Raw genomic sequence first — 21,969 nt, 5'->3', positions numbered from 1 at the left:
GGTAAAGATTAAATTTTCCGGTATAGGAAAATTTTCAGCCCCATTTTTGGCCGGAATTCAGAAAATTGCTGTAATATTATAGCCGCTGATTTGCCAAATGAAGCGTCCGAAAAACCAGATTTCCTAACGTTTGCTAAATCCATTGAAATGCCTGCTCAATTCATCCAACATTTTCACCTGGAGTACAGCGTTATACCTGTTCCGGATTCCGTACAATTACTAAAGCCATCTATCTTCAAACATGGCGACGAATGGTGTGCCAGCCACATTTCCGGGGAGCATCCTAATATAGTGGTGTATGCCGAAACCCCCGAACTGGCCATGCTTGCGTTTGACAGGATGTTTATGTCTGTTGCCCTGGTGCATGATTAACTGCATCTTTCAATTTTTCCAATCTTGTAACACACTGTTTTCCTGGCACTAAAACCTGTCAGCACAATACTGCTGCATCCAACTTCACGGGTACGAAATCAACCGCTTTAAGAACGTAAAGGATAAAATTTGCGTTGGAAAAAAGTAAGCAACGTTACTATTAATGAATAAAAAACGGGATAACACATTTAACTGCATTATCCCGTAACCCGTGTTGGCCAACCTGGACTCGAACCAAGAATAACAGAACCAAAATCTGCTGTGTTACCATTACACCATTGGCCAATTCTCAATCGGGGTGCAAAAATAGGAGGTACAGTATAGGAAACAAAATTTTTTTGCGTTTGTTAACCGGTATGCCTGGCGACTAACTATTTTGCAATTGGTTTTACTGCATTATAGTGGTTATTGCGAGAATATTTATGGGCCCGGCAGGAGGTACTAGTATGTGGCGTCCCTTGCGTCGCACTCTTGTACGGTTAGATTCGCTATGCGGCAACAAAAACGCAGCCCAAGGCAGGTTTTAATTGTGCTTACACTATAGCAGGTACCCAGTTTAAACAATTCATGTTACCGTAATTTCTTCCTGCACCTGTTGCAGTAATTGCTGCCTGCTTTATTAAGCATAGCCATGTTTCCGTTGGTTTCAGACATAAGGCAGCCGGTTTCGGGACAATGACCCAGGCCCAGGTTATGGCCAAGTTCATGCAAGGTCACTTTTATCAGCCTGTTATGTAACAGGGCAGTATCCGGTGTGGTTAATTTATAATCGGAGATAATGCAGGTGTTGCCGTTAATATAACCCAGTCCAAAAATGCTTCTTGTAGTTGTAAACGATACCTGCTTGCCGGATGAATCGGCTTTCATTTCGCGGGTAACATATAAGTCTTTGTGCGTTAGGCCAATTACTTCAGCTATGCTGTCTTTTGCAAATGTTTTCAGGTATTGTAACAAAGAATCTGCGGAACAGGCATCAACCCAACGATTGATGAATGTAGAAGGAATAGTAACAGGAGACAGGATGCTGACACGTATTTTAAATGTACTGCTTAACCTTTTTTGGAGAAAAGCCAGTTCTGCCGGGTCGTAATATTCCAAAGGTTGTATGGCTATTACCTGGCGGGTATTTTCTTTAGCCAGGGAAATGGAAGCATGCTTTTGACATGAAGACAAGAAAGTAACAGTTGCTAAAAATGTGTACAGCTTTTTCATTCATGCAATTTGATGGAGAAGATATGCTTTAAGTCTTGCTGAAGAAAGCTAAACAAAATACAAAGCTTTTTAATACCCGCTTAAAAGCTGCCACAAAGAACCGGAGGTACAAGAGTGCGACGCAACGGACGATACCATGAAAAACCAATGCCGGGCCCATAAAAAAGACATTGTGGACGTGGGCTGTACGCCATGAGAGTATTTTAATTGATTTCAACCCAATTTTAATAAAAGCTCTGTTATTAATTATCTCTCTTTGTAAAGTGTTTTACCAGGTTTTTTGTACCTTTTGATAGCTGACCCGCCTTTTGAAAGCATGGCTTCAATGATTGAGCTGCTAATTTGATAATACAATATCCATGCGTACATTAACCGAAGAACCGGCTGAAAACACCAGCCTTGTGTGTAACAATGAAACCCTTAAGCTGCTTAACAGTGCGGAGTATGGTAACATTACCGAACTGGCACGCTTAAGCTGCAACGTTTCCTCCTCATTTATTTCTACAAAAAGCCGGGATAACGAATGGGTACACTTTGATGTTGTTCTGGATACATGTGGTGAAGAATTGGCAAGCATGCTTTGCGAGGAAGCTGTTAACACTGGCGCTGTTATCCAGGTTGAGCATATAGACCGCAATCCTGAATGCAGGAGGATATCGTTTGTACACGGAAAGCCCTCTATCCAATTTTTCGCGGCCTACCCGCTTATACATCCACAGGGTGATGTTCTGGGGGTGTTATGTCTGGCAGATGAAGTACCGGGAAGGCTTACCGACAAGCAGGAAAAAACGTTGCAACTGCTGGCCGCTCAACTGGTGCAGTCTGTATTGCAGCAGGAGCAGAAAGATGAAATCAGGCACTTTGATAGGCTTTTCCAGGTTTCCAGGGATTTGGTATGTATTGCCGGCGCGGATGGTTTTTTTAGTAAGGTAAATCCGGCTTTCCAGGCTGTACTTGGCTGGGATGAATCTTTTTTGCTGAAAACTTCCCTTTTTGAGCTGGTTCATAAAGAAGATGTGGTAAGCACACTTAAAGAGGTGGCCAAGCTTACTTCGGGCAGTTCTATTATCAATTTCACCAACCGCATACGCACCAGGCAGGGTACTTATAAATCGCTGCAATGGACTGCTTCGCCAGAGCCTGCTTCGGGCAACTTTTTCGCTATTGCACGAGATATATCCGCGGATAAAGCAAGAGAGCAGCAATTAAAAAGCAGCGAGAACAGCCTGAAATCTTTCTTTGAAAACTCCCAGGGCCTTATGTGCACCCACGACCTTGACGGGAGGTTTATTTCTGTAAACATTGCCGGCGCGGGTATGCTGGGCTACACGGTAGAAGAGGTGCTGAGTATGAGCCTGTACGATATAGTTCCTGCAAAGCAACATACTTTTCTTGACGCTTATCTCCGGGAAATAGCAGTTGCGGGCAAAGTATCCGGCGTTATGTATACCCGGCATAAAAACGGCACACCCAAAATATGGATGTTTAATAATGTTATTGAAAAGAATGCAGATGGTAAAAGTTATGTAATAGGCAATGCCATAGATATAACCGAGCGGCACTTTTTGGAAAAAGACCTTACAAAAACCAAAGAGATGCTGGAGCAAACGAGTAAGGTTGCCAAAGTGGGTGGTTGGGAATTTGATTTAACCAGGCAAAAGATATATTGGTCTGCCACCACACGTGCCATACATGAAGTTGAAGAAGACTTTGTGCCAGAACTGGAAACAGCATTGAATTTTTATAACCACGGTGATAGCAGGGACAAGATTAAGCAAGCCCTGCATGCCGCAGTAACAGAAGGTAAGCCCTGGGATCTCGAGTTGCAGATTGTTACTGCAAAGGGCCGGGAAATATGGGTAAGGGCTCAAGGGAACCCAGGCATGGAGAATGGCATTTGCAAAAGGTTGTATGGCACCCTGCAGGACATTAATGATAAGAAGAAGGCGGAACTTGAAATTATACATTCACGCAAATTGTTTAATGATGTGCTGCAATCGGCTTCCGAGGTAAGTATTATTGCATCCCGCACTGATGGCATTATTACCGTTTTTAACAAAGGGGCGGAAAGATTGCTGGGTTATACCGCCGAAGAAATGGTAGGTAAGCAAACCCCGGAAATAATACACGATGCGGAGGAGGTACGGCTGGCTGGCATAGCGCTTACCGAAGAATTCAATACACCTGTAGAAGGTTACCGGGTGTTTGTGCATAAATCTGAAATTTGCGGCTCTGATAAAAGAACCTGGACGTTTATAAGAAAAGATGGTTCACGTTGTACCGTATCGCTGGTGGTAACGCCTATAAGGGATATTAATGAATGTATTATTGGTTACCTGGGCATAGCCACAGATATTACACAACGGCGCAAGGCAGAGCATGCTTTGTCCGTAGAACGCTCCAGGTTATTGGCTTTTGTGGACCATGCCCCTGCGGCCGTAGCCATGTTTGACAGGGATATTAATTACGTGGCAGTAAGCAAACGATGGGTGGAAGAATACAGGCTGGAAGGGAAGGAGTTGATTGGCCGTTCTCATTACGAAGTGTTTCCAAACATAACGCAGGAGTGGAAAGCCATACACCAGCGCTGCCTGGATGGCGTAGTGGAAACCAATGATGAAGATATATGGCGGCCGCCGGGCTGGCAGCAGGATCAATACCTGCGTTGGGAGGTAAGGCCCTGGTACCAGTATGATGGCACTGTTGGCGGCATTATGATGTTTACCCAGGATATAACACAGGTTTGCCTGCAACGGGAAGAATTACGCAAGGCCAAGTACAATGCCGAGCAGGCGAGCATTGCCAAATCAGAATTCCTGGCTAATATGAGCCATGAAATACGTACGCCGCTTAACGGCGTTATTGGCTTTACAGACCTGGTGCTGAAAACCGCCCTTACCGATACACAGAAGCAATACCTTTCTATTGTTAACCAGTCTGCCAACGCATTGCTGAATATTATTAACGACATACTTGATTTCTCTAAAATTGAAGCGGGTAAACTGGAACTGGACATAAGCAAGTGCGACCTGCATGAAATGGCCAGCCAGGCCACGGATATCATCAGTTACCAGGCACAGCAGAAAAACCTGGAACTTTTGCTGCATGTACCGCCGGGCCTTCCCCGGTTTATCTGGGCCGACGAGATAAGGCTTAAACAGGTGTTGATAAACCTGCTGGGCAATGCCATTAAGTTTACCGAAAAAGGTGAAATAGAGCTGAAGATTGATATAATTAATCAGCATTCTCCGGAAGAGGCAGTGCTGCGTTTTGAAGTGCTGGATTCCGGTATTGGCATACCGGCAGAAAAACAGGACAAGATTTTTGAGGCTTTTTTGCAGGAGGATGCTTCTACCACCCGCAAGTATGGCGGCACGGGCCTGGGTTTAACCATTTCCAACAAGTTGCTGGGGCTTATGGGCAGCCGCATGAGGCTGGAAAGCAGGCCGGGGTATGGCAGCCGGTTTTATTTTGATTTAAAGGTAAAAACTGCGCATGGCGAAGCTGTTAACTGGCAGGACGAAGGCGCAGTTAAGCACGTTTTGATTGTAGATGATAACGATAACAACCGTTACATTTTAAAGGAGATGCTGCTGCTTAAAAACATTACTTCCGTAGAGGCACGTAACGGGTTTGACGCCCTTAACCTGCTGGCTGGCGGTGAAAGTTTTGATGCCATCTTTATGGACTACCACATGCCGCACCTGGATGGCCTGGAGACTACCCGTAAAATAAGAGAGAATTTTTCAGGGCCTGTATCGGCCACCAACGTTATACTTTTATATAGTTCTGCCGATGATGAAAAAATGATAAAGTGCTGTGAAGAACTGAAGATAAATACCCGCATAGCGAAACCTGTTAAGATGCAGGAACTGTTCAAAGCGCTTTCTAACGTATCCCTAAAAGGGACGAAGGGCTTTGAAGCAAAGACCAGCAACAAAAAAGCAACACAGAAGCATGATATAACCGTGCTGATAGCGGAAGACAACAGCGTTAACATGCTGCTGGCAAAAACTATTGTTAAGAGAGCCGTTCCGCAGGCTGTTATACTGGAAGCCCGTAATGGCAACGATGCATTGGCCCATTGCAGGCTGGTAAAGCCTGATATTATTTTTATGGATATACAAATGCCGGAAATGAACGGCTACGAGGCAACCCGTAACCTGCGGCTTATGCAACAACATACGCATGTGCCCATTATAGCTTTAACAGCCGGTAATGTAAAAGGGGAGAAGGAGCGTTGCCTGGAAGCGGGGATGAATGATTTTATTACAAAGCCTTTTGTAGAAGAGCATTTGCTGCAGGTGCTGGATAAGTGGGTATATGCAAAGGAAACGGCGCCGGTTGAAGCAGTTACCTTAGAAAAAGAAAAGCGGCATTTTAACTTAAACCAGGTAGTAGCGTTTCTTGATAATAATATGGAAGCCCTTGATGAATTTCTGCAGCTTTCCAGGGAAGAACTGTCATTGTCATTGGTTGAACTGCAGGAAGCATTGTCACAAAATAACCTGCCGGCACTAAATGCCGCGGCGCATAAGTTAAAAGGTACAGCGCTGGTGGCTGGTATGGATGAACTGGCGCACCTGGCCCGCTTACTCGAAACAATGCATGTATTTAATGTAACTGCCGCCACGGAGTTACTGGATGATATTAAAGCAGAGGCTGATGTTGTTTTACAGCATATTAACGGCGCCGGTATGGCGAACCTGAATTAACCTTGCCAATTTTTTTAACCTTGCTTGCTGCCTTTCTCTATTTCATGATTATATTAGCAAATTACTTGCTCCAATAAACTTTGTTAAGCCCTAAACCTGCATACGCTGCCGGTAAACTTTATTTCAAAACATATCAACCTCTGTAAACACCATGAGATTCTTTTTTGTGTTAGCCATGCTATTGGGTATTGCCGGACTGACGACTGCCCAGGACACAGTAAGAAATGTTAAGCAAGGCAATTGGAGCGATGCTTCCACTTGGGGCAATGCAACTATCCCTTCCGCTAACAGTGTTGTTTTTCTTGACTATGATTTGATAGTTGATGCAGACGCAGTTTGCATTGCGCTTTACCCCCAAGAGCATAGCGTTACAGTTAAAGCAGGTGTTTCATTAAAAATCACAGGGTCTGTAGCGGATACAATGCTGGCAAAAACGCCGGAAGCTAAAGCTTCATTCAACAATTCTTCTTTCGGTATTTATAAAGGCGTTTTTGTTGGCTCATCCGGAACTGTAAAGATTGCTGTTGGCAATACCCCTGGTGTAATAGCTGCCTTTGTAACGCTTGACAACAAACAAGACACTTTAATAACTACAAGTTCAGTGCAGGATGGCCAGGACATAACAGGCGCCTACTTTTCGGGTAAATTCAGCTCGTTGTATTTCAATGTAAACGCAAACGGCACTAATCCCACGGCCAGCCTTTCTATTGATGATCATCCCGAAATAAGTGTTATCGTAAAAAAAGAAACATCCTCGCAATTGGTAAGGTGTTTTGAAGGCAGCATAGCGGGTAATGATTTTGGGCCTTTTACGGCGCTTATTCAGGGCAATATCATTACCGGTCTTTCAAAGTCGGGAAGGTTTAACCAGTCTTATCTTGTTGATGGTACCATCAATGGTAACAATATTTCCGGTACCGCCAGTTCCGGGGCCACATTTACCGGAAAACTAAATAACAACACATGTGCCGGCCAGTGGGAGAATAAGGCAGACGCATTGAAAGGCACATGGTCTGGCAAGAGAACACTGTAGTAAATTTCATTAAGCAATTGCCGTCTCTTCAACTGTTATTTCCTTAAAATTACTCTTCTCCGCTTCACATAAAGGACATTGATAAGACTCAGCTATTGTGTTAAAAGCAGTTCCCGGCAGTATATTGTTATCGGGCTCCCCAAACGCCTCATCGTACACTGTAAGACAATGCATGCATTGATGTACCGTTCGTTGCCGGTTAACTTTATCGGTAATTGTCTTTTGTTTCTTTGCTGCAGCTCTTTTTTCTGCAAGGTTAATGTTCTTACCCTGTTGGTTGCAGGCGGCCAGTATAGCTCTTCTCAATTGTTCCGGCAGCAATGCTTTGGGGTTTCCTTTGCTAAAAGCCATTGCTGTTCTTTCGTTCGGGTTAAAGTCATGTGCACACAGAATATCATACACGTAAAATAATTCAAGCCGCCCAATCTTAAGCAATGCCCTGCGCTTTACAAGAATGCTGCTGAAAATTTCACTTTTGCTTCTTGTTTTAATACCAATGCAAATGCCCGAGGTCCTGGTATCATTATCATTCAAGTGCTTTACCAGCAGCCTTTTAAGGGCCAGCCCTTCATTGCAGTTATCTTCTACCTGGAAGTTGAGTTCGTTGGCCGCGTGCCGTACATTAACCTGGAATTTGGTAAGCAGGTTGTTCCATAATATCCGGTCTTTCTCTTCTATGTTTTTTATAATAAGTGATTTCCAGGGTGTAGCGCATAACAACCCTATCCTTGTTTCCAGGCAAAGTATACATAGGGCTTTCAAAAATTCTGTGTCATACAATTCATCTCGCCTGTAAATGCCCAGCCAGTATTTATCGTAGTACCGGTTAAGCCCTTCGTAATACGGCAGGTTAAAAACAGGCATTGCAACAGGTTTTTCTGCCTGCTTACTTATGTAATTTTCTCTTTGTACCATATTGTATAAATCATCGCCACTTGCATCCGGGTTATCATAAAATAAAGCTGCACATTGCAATATCAGCTCTTCAATATGTTTCGACATCCTTGCCACATCATTCGTATATATCAAGTCCCTCCATTCATACACCGTATTTGTTTTAGGAAACCTGATAAATAAATGCCAGAAATGCGGTTGGGGAGATGATACCCAGTTAATATTGCCGGTAAGCAATGGCGTAAAACTCTGGTTGGCATCACAAAGATTTATCTTCAGAATTGGCGGCGTCCCCATCATGTCCAGCACATCCTTATAAATGCCTTCCGTAAGCCAGCCATGTGTACTTAAAATGGCCGCGGCAGGGTAGGAGCTTAATATGTTGGGATATTTGTCCGCATCTGTCTCGTAGTGTATGCCAAGGCTTGCCAGTTCTGCGGTAAATACGGGCATGTCCGGCGCTGCTACTTCTGCCAGCAATTGTTGCCGCAGCCCAAACCTAACCTGTTGTACGCTTGCTTTACCCGCCGCCACTAATATGTTGTACAAATTTCCCGGTGATATAATACCGCCGGGAAAATTGATTTTAATGATTGAATAATCTTTCATGTTCAAAATTTTTTTGGGCCCGGCTGGATGAACTACCATGAGGCCTCCGTTGCGTCGCACTCTTGTACGCCTTGTTCTTTATTCAGCTTTTATCTAAGCGTAGATAGCCAGTTTGCAGCTATACATCGTAAATCCCACATCAAACACTTTACATAAAGGTACTTCGTACTTCAAACTTCGTACTTGTTGCATCGCACATCTCACATCAAACACTTTACATAAGAAAGGTACTTCGTACTTCGTAAATCGTACTTTGTTTACATCGTACATCTCACATAAAACATCTTACATAAAAAAGGTACTTCGTACTTCAAACTTCGTACCTGTTACATCGTACATCTCACATCGAACACTTTACATAAGAAAGGTACTTCGTACTTCGTAAATCGTACTTTGTTTACATCGTACATCTCACATAAAACATCTTACATAAAAAAGGTACTTCGTACTTCAAACTTCGTACCTGTTACATCGTACATCTCACATCGAACACTTTACATAAGAAAGGTACTTCGTACTTCGTAAATCGTACTTTGTTTACATCGTACATCCCACATCAAACATCTTACATAAAAAAGGTACTTCGTACTTCAAACTTCGTACTTGTTACATCGTACATCCCACATCAAACATCTTACATATTTACAAGTACTTCGTATTTCTAACTTCGTACTTGCCCATGTGTTTCTCCAGGATAGCCTGTACTTCCGGGCGACAACTTCCGCAGCCCATTCCTGCGCCGCTGGCCTGGCACAGTGCTTTTAACTCAATGCAACCTGCTTTTATTTTATTTTCAATATTGCCTTCGCCCACGCTGCCGCAGCTACATACCAGCTTGCCAATTACGGGTTCAGCCTTTTTGCCCGAACGCAATAACAGCAAACGCTTTTCACTTAGCTCCATCCTGTTTTGTATCAGGTCACGAAACTCCAGGAACTCACTTTTGTCGCCAATCAGTATGGCGCCTACAAGCCTGTCGTTGTGTATGATGCATTTTTTGTAGTAGCGTTTGGCTTTGTCAATAAACACCACTTCTTCATAGGCCGGGTCATCAGGGCATTGGGTTATGCCGAGTGAGCAAAGGTCTGTGCCATGCATCTTTAAAATGTTCATCAGCAAAGAGCCCTCATAATATTTTGCAATATCCCCGTTCAGGTATTGCGCCACAATTTCCGCCTGCTGTTCAGCCGCAGCCGTAATGCCGTAAAGAAACCCTTTGAATTCCGCAATCTCTCCAATAGCGAAAATATCCGGGTCGCTGGTTTGCAGGTATTCATCCACTACAACACCCCGTTTGCAATCCAGCCCGCAGGCTTTCGCCAGTTCAATATTGGCAACTGTTCCAATAGCCACCACAACCGCCTGGCAATTGATCAGCAGCCCGCTTTTTAAGCGTATGCCCTCTATTTGTGTATTGCCCAAAAAGCGTTCAATTTCGTCATTGTAGTAAATGTCAATACCCTTGTCGGTGAGTTCTTCGTGCAATAACTGGCTGCCCAATGGGTCAAGCTGCCTGTCCATCAGGCGGGATATGCGCTGTATAACGGTTACTTCCACATTCACTTCACGTAACGATGCAGCCAATTCAATACCCAGCAGGCCCCCGCCCACAATAATTACTTTGCCATTGGCCGGGTTAACATGCCGTTTAAACGCATCCGCATCCGGCCTGCTGCGCATGGTAAATATGCCGGGTAACGGTGGCATATCCCGTAGGGGCGCTGCACGGCTGCCCGTGGCCATCAGCAGTATATCATAACTATGTACGCTGCCGTTGCTGTCGGTAACCTGTTTGTTTGCTCTGTCTACATGCTCAACGCTAACACCCCGGTGTAAAGTAATGTTCAGTTCATATTCTTCACGGTCAGTCATCTTCACCAGTTGTTCCCACTGCTGTACACCGCTGATATAATCCGGCAGCATTACCCTGTTGTAAAACGGAAAGTTCTCTTTGCTGAAGACCACAATTTCATCTTCAGTATTCAGCGCCCTGTAACTTCTTACAAAGCCGCAAGCCCCGGCACCGGCTCCAATCACCACTATTTTTTGTTTGGGCTTTTGATAACGCTTTACCTCTACCGCGGAAAACTTAAAATCAGGTTCTTTAGATACAGGGTCAACAAGATTGTTGGTTAAATTGTTGGCCCTGTTTAAATCGTTGTTTAAAATCTTTCCCCAATGCATGGGTAAAAACACAACGCCGGGTTTAATGTCTTCCGTAAGCTTTGCTTTTACTCTTACATTGCCTCTCGCATTGGTTACTTCAACCAGGTCGTTCTCGTGTATGTTTCTTTTGCCTGCATCATCAGGGTGTATTTCCAGGAATGAGTTGGCAATATGTTGCTTCAGTTTGTTCACCTTGCCGGTCTTGCTCATGGTATGCCATTGGTCCCGTATGCGGCCGGTGGTTAATATTAAAGGCAGGTTGTTGGTTAGCGGTTCTGACTGATTACTATCGTCAACCGCATGAATTACAGCTTTAGCGGACGACGTATAAAACCTGTGGTCTTCAAATAAACGTTTTGTGCTGTTGTTGTGTTCGTTTTTTGTGTATGGCCACTGAACACTTCTTTTTTGTTTCAGCAATTCGTAGCTCAAACCGCTGATGTCAATATGTGTGCCTTCGGTTAAGCGGCAGTGTTCGGCGTAAATATCTGATGGCTGTTTGTAATCAAAGCCATCAAAGCCCATCATTTGGGCAAAGCGGCAAATAATTTCCGCGTCAGGCAAAGCTTCTCCCGGTGCTTCAGTTATTTTGCTAAGGTGTGTTATCCTTCTTTCCGCATTGGTCATGGTGCCTTCCTTCTCAGCCCAGGCAGCGGCAGGTAATACTACGTCGGCATACCGCAGGGTTTCTGCCCTGTTGCTCACTTCCTGCACTACCACAAACTTTGCCTTTTGAAGGGCCGCTTCGGCCATACGTACATCAGGCAAACTAACCAGCGGGTTGGTGCCCATAATCCATATTGCTTTCAGCCGGCCATCGTTCAGCGCTTCAAAAATTTCTGTTGCGGTATAACCAGGCTTTGCCGAAAGGGGATTGCTTTTCCAGAACTGCTGAACATACAAGCGGTCTTCTTCATTGTTCAGGTTGCGGTGTGCAGGCAACAGGTTGCTAAGGCCGCCAACTTCACGGCCACCCATGGCATTAGGCTGGCCGGTTAAAGAAAGTGGCCCGCTGCCGGGCTTGCCAATCTTGCCGGTTACCAGGTTAAGGTTAATGAGGCTTAGGTTTTTGTTTACACCCACTACGCTCTGGTTTAAGCCCATCGTCCACATGGTTATAAAGCCACCGGCGTTGCCAATATGTTCTGCGGCCTCGTAAATCAATTGTTCCGGTACATCGCAAATGGCTGCTGCTTCGGCAATACCGCGCTGCATAACCTTATCGCGGTAGGCTTCAAAACCTTCTGCATGCTGTTTGATAAAGTGAATGTCAATATCTCCATTCTCAATCAATACCCTTCCTATGGCGTGGTGCAGTATTATATCCGTACCCGGCCTTAGCTGCAGGTGTACATCTGCATTGGCGCAGGTTTGCGTTTTGCGTGGGTCGCTAACGATTATCTTCAGGTGTGGGTTGGCTGCTTTGGCGGCTTCAACCCTTCGCCATAAAACAGGGTGGCACCACGCCGGGTTGGCGCCGGCCACAAAAATGCAGTCCGTTAGTTCAATGTCGTCATAAACAACCGGAACACTGTCTTCCCCCAGGCTCATTTTGTAGGCTGCTACCGCGCTGCTCATGCAAAGCCTCGAATTGGTATCTATGTTATTGCTACCTATAAAACCTTTGATCAGTTTATTAATTACATAATATTCTTCGGTAAGGCATTGGCCGGAAGCATAAAACGCAACTGAATCGGGGCCGTATTTATCAATCAGCGTTTTAAACACGGCAACTGTTCTTTCCAGGGCCGCATCCCAGCTTACCCTTTGCTTCGGCATGTTTTTGTTGTAGCGCATTTCAGGGTATAGCAACCGGTCGCTTTTGTCCATTACGGTGTAATGCAGGTTCATGCCTTTGCTGCAGAGCATGCCGCGGTTTACAGGATGGTCTTTGTCTCCTTCAACGCTTAATTTGCCGTCGCGGTCTTTGTGCACAACAACCCCGCACCCTACACCGCAATAACAACAGGTGGTACGGTACCCCCCGGCCCCCTGAAGGGGGAGCTTGTTAGCCTCTTGATTTTTACCGAAGTCGCTCAAAGTTTATCTGTTTAGTTTGTCTGCGAATACACCCGGCCCCCTAAAGGGTGAGTTTGATAGCCTCTTGATTTTTATTGAAGTCGCTCAAAGCTTATCCGTTTAGTTTGCTATGACATATGCGGGTTGCTGCACCTTGCTGAATAAAGTACAGATCCCTTCGTTTTGCTCAGGGCAGGCTACTGCAGCAGTTGGTGAGTAGAATTGCTGCAGTACAAGTGAGTGACACAACAGAAGCCTAATAGTAGTAATGCAGCTAAGTACATAATTGTATTTCACTTTTTATGGCGTTTATGCTGCCGCCATTTCCGCACCATGCTGCATTTTTGCTACGGCCACAGGCTTAACAAATCTTGTTACCAATACAATGCCTGCAACGGCCATTACGATAAAGCCGATATAAGTAAACGCCTGTGCATACGTGATGCTTTGAGATTTGAACAGGAAGCCGAACAACATACCGCCTACATTGCCGCCTGCCCCAACAATGCCACTGATGAGCCCAACATTTTTATCGTTTATAAAAGGCGTGATACCATACGTAGCACCATTGGCCATTTTAAGGAATAACGCGAAAGTGAGCATGGATATGATGGCCACGCCCAGCGTGCCTGCCTGTGCGAAAATGAGCAGGCCGATACCTTCCAGCAGCAGTACGCCGGCCAGTAGCAAACCTTTGCCACGCATGCCAAAACGTTTGCCCACCTTGTCTGATACAATGCCGCCCAGCGCCCTGGCAAAAATGTTCATAAAGCCAAACACGCCCGCCCATAAACCCGCTGTTGATTGTGACAGTTTAAACGTATCTACAAAATGCAGCGAGGCTACATTGTCAAAAGTTATTTCCATACCAAAGCACATGGCATAGGCCAGGGTTAACGCCCATATCCGCCAGTCTTTTAAAACTGACCAATCTGTTTTTTGCGCAGCGGCTTTTGTTTTGCCAATTTCTTTGTAGTTGCCTTCGGGTGTGTCTTTGGTAAAGCGGTAATACAGCCATGCTACAAACAGCATCATCAGGCCCGGTATAATCATGGCATAGCGCCAGGCTTCGGCTTTGGTGTAACCGAAACCTACTATGGTGGCGAATATTACGGGCATCAGCATGTTGGTAATGCCGCCGCCCAGGTTGCCCCAGCCGCCTGCCACGGCATTGGCCGTGCCTTTAATATTGGGTGCGAACATGATGGAGGTATGAAACTGTGTAATGACAAAAGAAGCGCCGATGATTCCGATGGCGGCGCGGAACAGCAGGAACGTTGTGTAATCTTTTGACAGGCCTACCAGGAATACGGGCAGCGAGCCGATGAGTAACAACCGTACCGCTGTTATGCGTGGCCCCCAGGTATCGCACAGTTTGCCAATAACAAGCCTTGCAATAATGGTGGAAGAAACAGAAACTATAATAAGGTTACCTACCTGCGCTTTGGTAAGGTGCAGGTCTTCGCGTATGGTGGGCATTAACGGCGCCAGGCCAAACCACCCGAAAAAGCATACAAAGAACATGAGCCAGGTGGTGTGAAAGGTTTTCATTTGAACACCCTTGAGGCTGAATATATTTAGTTTGGTTAATTGTTGTGACATGGTGGTGAATTGTGAGTGGTGAATGGTGCCCCCATCCCCTAAAGGGGTGTTATGGAGGCTGGTGAATAATATGGGCTTCCTGGCTCCCCTTCGGGGGGGAGGTTACAGTTTTACGTTAATCATCAGGTAAGCCCAGTTATTACCGCCCTGTGCGTTGGCTATATTTTTTACATTGGCCGATGACAATAAAGAGGTGGAGGCAAAATGGCTGTAGCCTGCTTCAAAACTTACCTGTTTGGTAAGGCTGTATTGGCCTACTATGTCCAGCTCGGTGCCGAAGCTTTTCTTTTTGTTGTCTTCGCCTGCTGCAGGTACTTTGGCCGCGCTGCTGAACTGGTGTATATCAGCGGTAAGCCAGAACTTGTCTGATGCTTTGAATTTTGTTTTGACATAATAATCCACAAGGCCGCCTTTGCCGAAGCCGTTTGCGGCATAGAAATAATCCATCAGCCCCCAAAACTTATGCGGTGTGCCATACAAAGGGTCAAACGTGTTGCTGGTAGCGCCGCTGCTGCCGCCGGTGGTATAATCAATACCCGGGCCGGCGCTAAACTTTTTATTGAATGAATACTTTAATAGTCCGCTCAGCAACCCTGCGTTTAGCTTTTGTCCTGCCGCTGTTTTGCCAAACTGGTAATAGGCCGAAGCGGTTACATTTAGTTTGCTGAAACTGTTGTTAAGGTAAAATCCTGTGGTGGCCCTGCCCCAGGTACCGGGCATAAAAGTTTTGGATGGAACGCTGTTGATGGTATCGTTATGAAATTTACTGAACTGGTCGGCAAAGAACAAGAATGAAACGATGCCTTTCTTCAGCTTCCTTGCCGCATACAAAAACTCCATGCTTTTATACATAGTGCCACCGTTAGTGGTTGCAGCGTAATTGCCGGGAACAGTGCTGTTGTATACTGTGCCCGATGCGTTTTCTTTGTTTTGGTTAAAAGCAGCGCCTGCATGCAGCGTAAGCAAGGGTGTTTCGTACTTCAATACTGCTGCATCGTGGCGGCGTGCCTGTTGCAGCCAGTCCAGGTTGCCTATCAGGCGCTGGTCATCGTACACCAATTCCTGGCGGCCTATTTTTAAGCTTAATGCTTTGTTTTTAAGTGTTGTATCAGTTAATAAAATTTCTGCCCAGGCTTCGTGCAGCATAAGGGCATTGTTGTCTTGTGTGGTGGTGCGGTTAATGGTAGAAACATCCTGCCCCCATACACGTACATCCTGCGCGGTTACGCCAAACTTTAAGCGGTACATATTGTAGGCTAAGGATACTCTTGTTCTTTGCGAAGTAAAGATGGCCGGTTTGGTCTCTTTGGAGAGGGGCGAGCCCTGCCCGTCACGGTATTCGGTGCGGGTGCGCAACTGTGCGCCGATGGTTAACTGCGCCTTTAGCTGCTGTGTGGCTGCTATGCTGCCAAGCGCATATATTGAAATTTTTATAAATGTATTTTTCATTTATATTTGACTGGGTTTTAAGTGTGAATGACTATCTATTTAAAACCTTCAAAAGTCCGGTTAGGCTGCCACCTGCCGGGCTTTTACCTCCCAACCCCCTAAAGGGGGAGTTAGGAAGCTTCGAATGGAGAAAAATCTTCTTTTTTGATTATTAATTGATCGAGATTTTCCCACCTTTTATTTTTGGATACCAGCGTCAGTATTTCATAGCATCGCCTGTTGCGTCGCAATCCGTTCATCGTTCCCATCTTTGGGCGGCATTTAAGCGGGTATTAAAAACGCCTGGCTTTGTTTCAAATCGTTACCTCTTTTCAATCATTGCCACCAGCGGTAATTCCGATGTACACCAGGTCATTTTCAATCTTTACCGGGTAAGTTTTGATGCTGCACTCATCGCCGCTAAGGCATTCGCCGGTTTTGAGGGAGAAAGTTTTTTTGTGGAAAGGACAGGCTACTTTGGGTTCGCTGTTGTGAGAGCCTATCATACCGCGGCTTAATGCCATCTGTTGTTTATGCGGGCAAAGATTTTGAGATGCGTACCATTCGCCTCGGCGGCTGAATTTAAAGAGGGCTATTTGTTCTTCGCCGTATTTTACGCATACGCCGCCATTGTCAGGAACATCATGTACGGCGCATGCGGCGAACCAGCTACCCCCATCTCCTGAAGGATGGTAGCCGGTAGAATGTTTTGTTGCATCCGGTTCATGAGCAGGATGCAATACTTGTGTGTTGTTCATGAATGCAAGTTTTAAGTGTTAAATCTCTTTGTACCCGTTGGTATTGCCTGTTTGTCCAGAACCTGCAATGCCGGGCTATAATTTAGTTCATCAAAGAGCGATGTTGTTACGGAGACGGATTTGCTGCGTAGCGTTCAGAACGTACAAGTGAGTGACACAACTGGGTTGCATGCTTGTATTGTCGTTGGGCTCAAAAACCCCCATCCCCTGAAGAGGTGTTCAGAAAATTTCAAGCTGAAACCCTGTACTTCCTACTCGCTACTCCCCATTTTCCACTCGCCAAAGAATTACCACTTCGCTTTCTTCTGTCCCCTCATATCGTCAAATGCGATGGTTGGGTCTTTCTCCGCAGGTGCATTTACAAAATGGTTGAAGCGTTTGCGCAGTTCGGGTGTTTCTACTACTTCTTTCCATTCGCATTTGTAGTTGTCAACCAGCAATTGCATTTCTGCTTCCAATTGCCCAGCGATGCCCAGGCTATCGTTTACCACTACGTTGCGCAGGTAGTTAATGCCGCCCTCCATTTTATTAAGCCAGGTAGCAGTTCGTGTAAGCGGGTCAGCCGTTTTAATATAGAACATCAAAAAACGGTCTATGTATTGTATGCAGGTTTCGCTGTCAAGGTCAGTAGCCAGCAGCAACGCATGCTGCGGTTTGGAGCCTCCGTTACCGCACACATACAGGTTCCAGCCTTTTTCTGTAGCGATGATACCAAAGTCTTTGGATTGTGCTTCTGCGCATTCGCGGATGCAGCCGGAAACGGCGGATTTCAACTTGTGCGGCGCACGAAGGCCGCGGTAACGTTCTTCTATCCGTATAGCGAAGCTTACGCTGTCGTGCAGGCCAAAACGGCACCAGGTGCTGCCCACACAGCTTTTTACAGTGCGCAATGCTTTGCCATAGGCATGGCCGCTTTCAAAACCTCCGGCGATAAGTTCAGACCAAATGTCGGGCAGGTCGGAGAGGTGGGCGCCGAATAAATCAATGCGCTGGCCACCGGTTATCTTGGTATACAGGTGGTATTTTTTAGCTACTTCGCCAATAACAATCAATTTGTCTGGGGTAATCTCACCACCGGGTATGCGTGGCACTACAGAGTAAGTACCACCTTTTTGTATGTTGGCCAGGTAGCGGTCGTTGCTGTCCTGCGCGGTATCATTGCCTTTTTTCAGGATCATGTCATTCCACAGGCTGGCCAATATAGAGCTTATGGCCGGTTTGCATATTTCGCAGCCATCGCCGTGGCCAACAGTATCCAGCACTTCATCGTAAGAGGTTAATTGTTTCAGCTTCACCAGGTCGTACAGTTCCTGCCTTGAATAACTGAAGTGTTCGCACAAAACGTTGCGTACATATTTACCCTGCGCTTTCATGGTGTGCAGCACCAGGTCTTTAATCATCGGTACACAGCCGCCACAACCGGTGCCCGCTTTGGTACATTTTTTAATACTGTCAACGGTTTCGCAGCCGTTAGCTGTTACAGCATTGCAAATGGCATCTTTGGTAATGCTTTCGCAACTGCAGATAAGCGCATCGCCGGGAAGACCTGCCACGCCGGCGCCGGCATCCGCCTCGCTGCCCCCACGTGAGCCAAGTATTACATCTTCCGGGTTAGGTGGCAGCACTACTTTGTTTTTGCAGGTTTGTAAAAGCATGTTATAGGCTTCGGCATCGCCTATCAAAATGCCGCCCAGCAAATGTTTACCGTCGGCCGATACGTTGATGCGTTTATAGATGCCTTTCACAGTGTCTTCAAAAACTACTGTGCGGCAGTCATCGCCGGAAATGAAAGGGTCGCCAAAACTGGCTACATCTACGCCAATAAGTTTAAGCTTGGTGCTCATGTCATAGCCGGTAAAACCCCCATCCCCTGAGGGGGTATCCAGGGAAATGATTTTAGCTATTGCCGCATCGGCCATGGCATAACCAGGCGCAACCAGGCCATATATCATGCCTTTGTAAAGGGCACATTCGCCAATGGCGAAGATGGCCGGGTCGCTGGTTTGCATGTGGTTGTTAACCACAATGCCGCCGCGGTTACCGGTTTCCAGCCCGCATTGCCTGGCAAGTTCATCCCTGGGCTTTATGCCGGCAGAGATAACGAGCATGTCAACGGCGATGCTGGAACCATCGGTAAACTCCATGGCTGAGATGTGAGGATGGCCTACAATCGAAGAGGTATTTTTATTGGTGAAAATCTTTAATCCGAGGCTTTCCAGTTTGCGCTGCAGGATTTTAGAGCCGGCCTCGTCAATCTGGCGGGGCATTAGCCTGGGGGCAAACTCAATAACGTGCGTATCGGTAATACCCAGGTCAATCATGGCTTTGGCTGCTTCAAGACCTAAAAGCCCACCGCCGATAACAGCGCCTTTCCTGGCTTTTTTGGCATAGGCGGTCATTAACTCCAGGTCTTCAATGGTGCGGTAGATAAACACACCTTCTTTTTCCACGCCTGGTATAGGCGGAACAAAAGCGGATGAACCGGTGGCCAGTACCAGGTAATCATAACTAAGTGTTATGCCAAGATGAGAGGTTACCTGTTTGTTTTCCCGGTCAATATGGGTAACCGGGTCTCCCAGGTGTAGTTTAATATTATGGGAAGCATACCAGTCAGTAGGCGCCATCGCCAGGTCGTCGGCTGATTTGCCCGCAAAATATTCGCTCAGGTGAACACGGTCGTAAGCGGGGCGTGTTTCTTCGCCGAAAACGGTTATATCAAATTTCTGCGCCTCGGTTTTAGTAAGCAGTTTCTCGCAGAATTTATAGCCGACCATTCCATTACCGATTATTACAAGTTTCATCTGTAATATTTTATTGGTTAATGTAAGAATGATGGCAAGCAGTCGTATTGTAAAAAAATATATACAATAAAAGAAAGTTTTAAACTGGCAGATTTAATGTTTAATTTATTGTTTATGTCATAAAATTACGGAAATATTTTTTAAATTTGAAATGAAAATATGATTTAAGTAATATAATTATAAATGTAATATGAAAAAGCTTCTTTCTTTGGTAGGTGCAGGCCCGGGAGACCCGGAGCTAATTACCCTAAAAGCTATCCGCACCATTAAAAACGCCGCTGTTGTGTTATATGATGCGCTGGCAAACGAAGCTTTACTGGAGTATGCTTCTCCCGGGGCCATTAAGCAATTTGTGGGTAAACGTTATGGCTGCCATGCACTTTCACAACAGGAAATCAATCACCTTATTGTAGAACATGCTTATAGCCACGGCCATGTGGTAAGACTGAAGGGGGGAGACCCCTTTGTTTTTGGCCGGGCGCAGGAAGAAATAGATGCGGCAAGGGAAGCCGGCATAGAGGTGGAAGTAATACCGGGTATTTCCAGTGCGCTGGCTGTTCCGGCATCTCATATGATACCTTTAACCTGCCGTGGCATTAATGAAAGCTTTTGGGTTACTACCGGCACCACCCAGAGCGGCGGGATATCGCCTGATATAAAGCTGGCTGCAAAATCATCCGCTACCGTTGTTATATTAATGGCCATGAGTAAGCTGGAAGCCATTATGGATTTATTTGCGGCAGAAGGCAGGGCCGAAACCCCTGTAGCTATCATACAAGATGGCACCACTCCGCAGGCTAAAATGGTAACCGGAACCGTCAGGGATATCGCTTTCCGGGCCCAATATGCTGGGTTGGGTAACCCGGCCATCATATTGGTAGGGGAGGTGGTAAGGCTAAATCCGGGCCCGTTAAAAGAAAACCTGGGCGCTGCTGTAGCCAATCATTATAGCCAACCTTTTTTTTAAAAAGCTGAACTGAGCAAAACCCGTTGAACTTTTACCTGGTATTGTATGCACCGCGTGTAGAAACATTACCCGTAAATCTGTTTTACAGACAACCCCGGGTGTTACACCTACGTACTCACTACTTTAACAAGGGCCGGGTAATCTATAATTGCATCGCCAACGTATGTATTGTGTAAATGTAAACCCGCCGGAACGCCCCGGCCATCTATATTACATGTTTTAGTGGTAGTTAGATAGATATATAGTGTTTGGTTTCTCTACACGCTGCCGGTTTCTACCGGCAGCTTTTGTATAAGATAGGTACTGTCGCCATCCTGCCCGGCTATATTATTTCAAGCATTTTTTTTGATACCAGCGACGGTTTTTCATGGTTCTGAAGTTTCAGCTTTTTTATTGTACTAATTGATTTTAGTTATTTAAATCTAAAGTCTAATTTATAATCAAAGAGCCATGGGATTTTTGGGTTGACATTTTCTGCTTCAAGCCGCTGGGCTATGTTTTCATAATGGTTTCGTAGCTGCAGTGCTTCATGGTCTCTGTAGTAGGTTACAATGATGGTGTCATTTTCCACCCTGATATCCCCTTCCATGTTAGTGAGTACCTGTTGTGCTGTATGCGCTGCTGTCCATTTTTTGTAGTTATCGGGCAATTTGTTTTTGAGTTGGTGGGTGGCAGCCTGTGCTATGAGTGCCAGGGTTTGTTTTCCATATTTTATATTGAGGTTAAAGGTGGAGGCCCTGTTCCATCCTATATCCCCGTTAAAGTTGAAGAATTCTTCTATTGTCCACCGTTGCGGGAATATTTGGGTAACCAATTCGAGGGCTGTCTGGCTGGAGGTAGTTAAGAATGGTTTGTAATTATAGGCATCCTCCCGCTCTCCCTGGCGTTGTACCAATAATTTCAGAGTATGGGGACTGTTGTCAAAGGCAAAGTCTGTGCAGGCCAGTGCATATCCTGCCCACAGGGGTTTGTATTGCAGGTGCTCCAGGCGGCCTGTAATTTTTTTAATTGCAGGTGCCGGCATTAATATGTCAAATGTTGGGTGCTGACAAAAATAATCACCCACCTCCTGTGTGAAGTGCTCCTTATCGGCTATAAAAAGGCCCACCCTGTTCAATTATATCGGCCAGTTGCAGGGTGGCAGGGCTGCAGTTTTTGCCGGAGGAGCCAAGCGTAAAAGCCAGGGGCTGGCCGCTGAATGCATCCACGCAAAAAAAGGTCTGCATCATTTTATGCCCCGGTTCATCCGGTCTTTTCTTTTTGTGGGGCATTGTACGCCGGGTTGCTGATTGTATCCTGTGCGGGTCAATGGCCAAAACATGCCGGCCATCGTAATGATGCTGCAATCTCCTGAGTTGCATCAGTGTTATCTGCAGGTGTTCGTAGGTTTGCA

13 protein-coding genes and 1 tRNA gene are annotated in these 21,969 nt (G+C 45.8%); 4 read left to right on the top strand and 10 right to left on the bottom strand.

The genetic code is table 11. From position 1 onward, the window contains the following. Positions 1 to 147 precede the first annotated feature (147 nt). On the top strand, positions 148 to 372 hold the full coding sequence (locus F0364_RS18030) for a hypothetical protein (protein ID WP_153799202.1): 225 nt from the start codon (positions 148 to 150) through the stop codon (positions 370 to 372). Between the two features lie 214 nt (positions 373 to 586). Here F0364_RS18030 and F0364_RS18025 read toward each other — a convergent pair. Next, positions 587 to 657, bottom strand: a tRNA-Gln gene (locus F0364_RS18025). A gap of 285 nt (positions 658 to 942) precedes the next feature. Continuing rightward, the gene (locus tag F0364_RS18020) at positions 943 to 1,584 is read right to left on the bottom strand and encodes a matrixin family metalloprotease (RefSeq protein WP_153799201.1); all 642 of its coding nucleotides are present in this window, start codon (positions 1,582 to 1,584) and stop codon (positions 943 to 945) included. A gap of 359 nt (positions 1,585 to 1,943) precedes the next feature. Here F0364_RS18020 and F0364_RS18015 point away from each other — a divergent pair, with 359 nt between their 5' ends. Next, positions 1,944 to 6,299, top strand: a complete 4,356-nt coding sequence (locus F0364_RS18015) for a PAS domain S-box protein (RefSeq protein ID WP_153799200.1) — start codon at positions 1,944 to 1,946, stop codon at positions 6,297 to 6,299. Between the two features lie 151 nt (positions 6,300 to 6,450). Beyond that, positions 6,451 to 7,332 (top strand): hypothetical protein, encoded by an 882-nt coding sequence (locus tag F0364_RS18010; protein ID WP_153799199.1) that lies wholly within the window; start codon positions 6,451 to 6,453, stop codon positions 7,330 to 7,332. Between the two features lie 9 nt (positions 7,333 to 7,341). Here F0364_RS18010 and F0364_RS18005 read toward each other — a convergent pair whose 3' ends face one another. The 6 genes from F0364_RS18005 to nirB all read right to left on the bottom strand — a co-directional run bounded on the left by F0364_RS18005 (position 7,342) and on the right by nirB (position 19,609). Further along, positions 7,342 to 8,835 (bottom strand): rubredoxin, encoded by a 1,494-nt coding sequence (locus F0364_RS18005; protein WP_207632747.1) that lies wholly within the window; start codon positions 8,833 to 8,835, stop codon positions 7,342 to 7,344. 642 nt (positions 8,836 to 9,477) lie between these two features. Continuing rightward, entirely contained in the window at positions 9,478 to 13,041 is a 3,564-nt protein-coding gene (locus tag F0364_RS18000; protein WP_153799197.1) for a nitrate reductase, read from the bottom strand. 288 nt (positions 13,042 to 13,329) lie between these two features. Next, positions 13,330 to 14,622, bottom strand: coding sequence for an MFS transporter (locus tag F0364_RS17995; protein WP_153799196.1), 1,293 nt, complete (start codon positions 14,620 to 14,622; stop codon positions 13,330 to 13,332). A gap of 102 nt (positions 14,623 to 14,724) precedes the next feature. After that, the gene (locus F0364_RS17990) at positions 14,725 to 16,071 is read right to left on the bottom strand and encodes an alginate export family protein (RefSeq protein WP_153799195.1); all 1,347 of its coding nucleotides are present in this window, start codon (positions 16,069 to 16,071) and stop codon (positions 14,725 to 14,727) included. A gap of 311 nt (positions 16,072 to 16,382) precedes the next feature. Beyond that, the gene (gene nirD / locus F0364_RS17985) at positions 16,383 to 16,808 is read right to left on the bottom strand and encodes a nitrite reductase small subunit NirD (RefSeq protein WP_153799194.1); all 426 of its coding nucleotides are present in this window, start codon (positions 16,806 to 16,808) and stop codon (positions 16,383 to 16,385) included. A gap of 287 nt (positions 16,809 to 17,095) precedes the next feature. Further along, complete coding sequence (gene nirB, locus F0364_RS17980; protein ID WP_153799193.1) at positions 17,096 to 19,609, bottom strand: nitrite reductase large subunit NirB; 2,514 nt, start codon at positions 19,607 to 19,609, stop codon at positions 17,096 to 17,098. A 190-nt stretch (positions 19,610 to 19,799) separates the two neighbouring features. On the opposite strand from nirB, the gene cobA reads away from it, so the two are divergent. Next, positions 19,800 to 20,576, top strand: coding sequence for a uroporphyrinogen-III C-methyltransferase (gene cobA, locus F0364_RS17975; protein ID WP_153799192.1), 777 nt, complete (start codon positions 19,800 to 19,802; stop codon positions 20,574 to 20,576). A gap of 412 nt (positions 20,577 to 20,988) precedes the next feature. On the opposite strand, the gene F0364_RS17970 is transcribed toward cobA, so the two are convergent. Then, positions 20,989 to 21,600 (bottom strand): hypothetical protein, encoded by a 612-nt coding sequence (locus F0364_RS17970; protein WP_153798607.1) that lies wholly within the window; start codon positions 21,598 to 21,600, stop codon positions 20,989 to 20,991. Between the two features lie 61 nt (positions 21,601 to 21,661). Next, a partial coding sequence (locus tag F0364_RS29005; RefSeq protein WP_207632746.1) for a hypothetical protein occupies positions 21,662 to 21,969 on the bottom strand: 308 nt, incomplete at its 5' end.

The sequence above is a fragment of the Foetidibacter luteolus genome (assembly GCF_009650435.1).
Classification (GTDB): domain Bacteria; phylum Bacteroidota; class Bacteroidia; order Chitinophagales; family Chitinophagaceae; genus Foetidibacter; species Foetidibacter luteolus.
Note: the sequence above shows the minus strand (reverse complement) of the source record. Positions and strands in the feature narration are given on the sequence as shown.

Excerpts from the sequence above, each read along its gene's own strand:
- F0364_RS18030 (WP_153799202.1), top strand. The coding sequence starts at position 148 with ATGCCTGCTCAATTCATCCAACATTTTCACCTGGAGTACAGCGTTATA.
- F0364_RS18020 (WP_153799201.1), bottom strand. The coding sequence starts at position 1,584 with ATGAAAAAGCTGTACACATTTTTAGCAACTGTTACTTTCTTGTCTTCA.
- F0364_RS18015 (WP_153799200.1), top strand. The coding sequence starts at position 1,944 with ATGCGTACATTAACCGAAGAACCGGCTGAAAACACCAGCCTTGTGTGT.
- F0364_RS18010 (WP_153799199.1), top strand. The coding sequence starts at position 6,451 with ATGAGATTCTTTTTTGTGTTAGCCATGCTATTGGGTATTGCCGGACTG.
- F0364_RS18005 (WP_207632747.1), bottom strand. The coding sequence starts at position 8,835 with ATGAAAGATTATTCAATCATTAAAATCAATTTTCCCGGCGGTATTATA.
- F0364_RS17995 (WP_153799196.1), bottom strand. The coding sequence starts at position 14,622 with ATGTCACAACAATTAACCAAACTAAATATATTCAGCCTCAAGGGTGTT.
- F0364_RS17990 (WP_153799195.1), bottom strand. The coding sequence starts at position 16,071 with ATGAAAAATACATTTATAAAAATTTCAATATATGCGCTTGGCAGCATA.
- nirD (WP_153799194.1), bottom strand. The coding sequence starts at position 16,808 with ATGAACAACACACAAGTATTGCATCCTGCTCATGAACCGGATGCAACA.
- nirB (WP_153799193.1), bottom strand. The coding sequence starts at position 19,609 with ATGAAACTTGTAATAATCGGTAATGGAATGGTCGGCTATAAATTCTGC.
- cobA (WP_153799192.1), top strand. The coding sequence starts at position 19,800 with ATGAAAAAGCTTCTTTCTTTGGTAGGTGCAGGCCCGGGAGACCCGGAG.
- F0364_RS17970 (WP_153798607.1), bottom strand. The coding sequence starts at position 21,600 with ATGCCGGCACCTGCAATTAAAAAAATTACAGGCCGCCTGGAGCACCTG.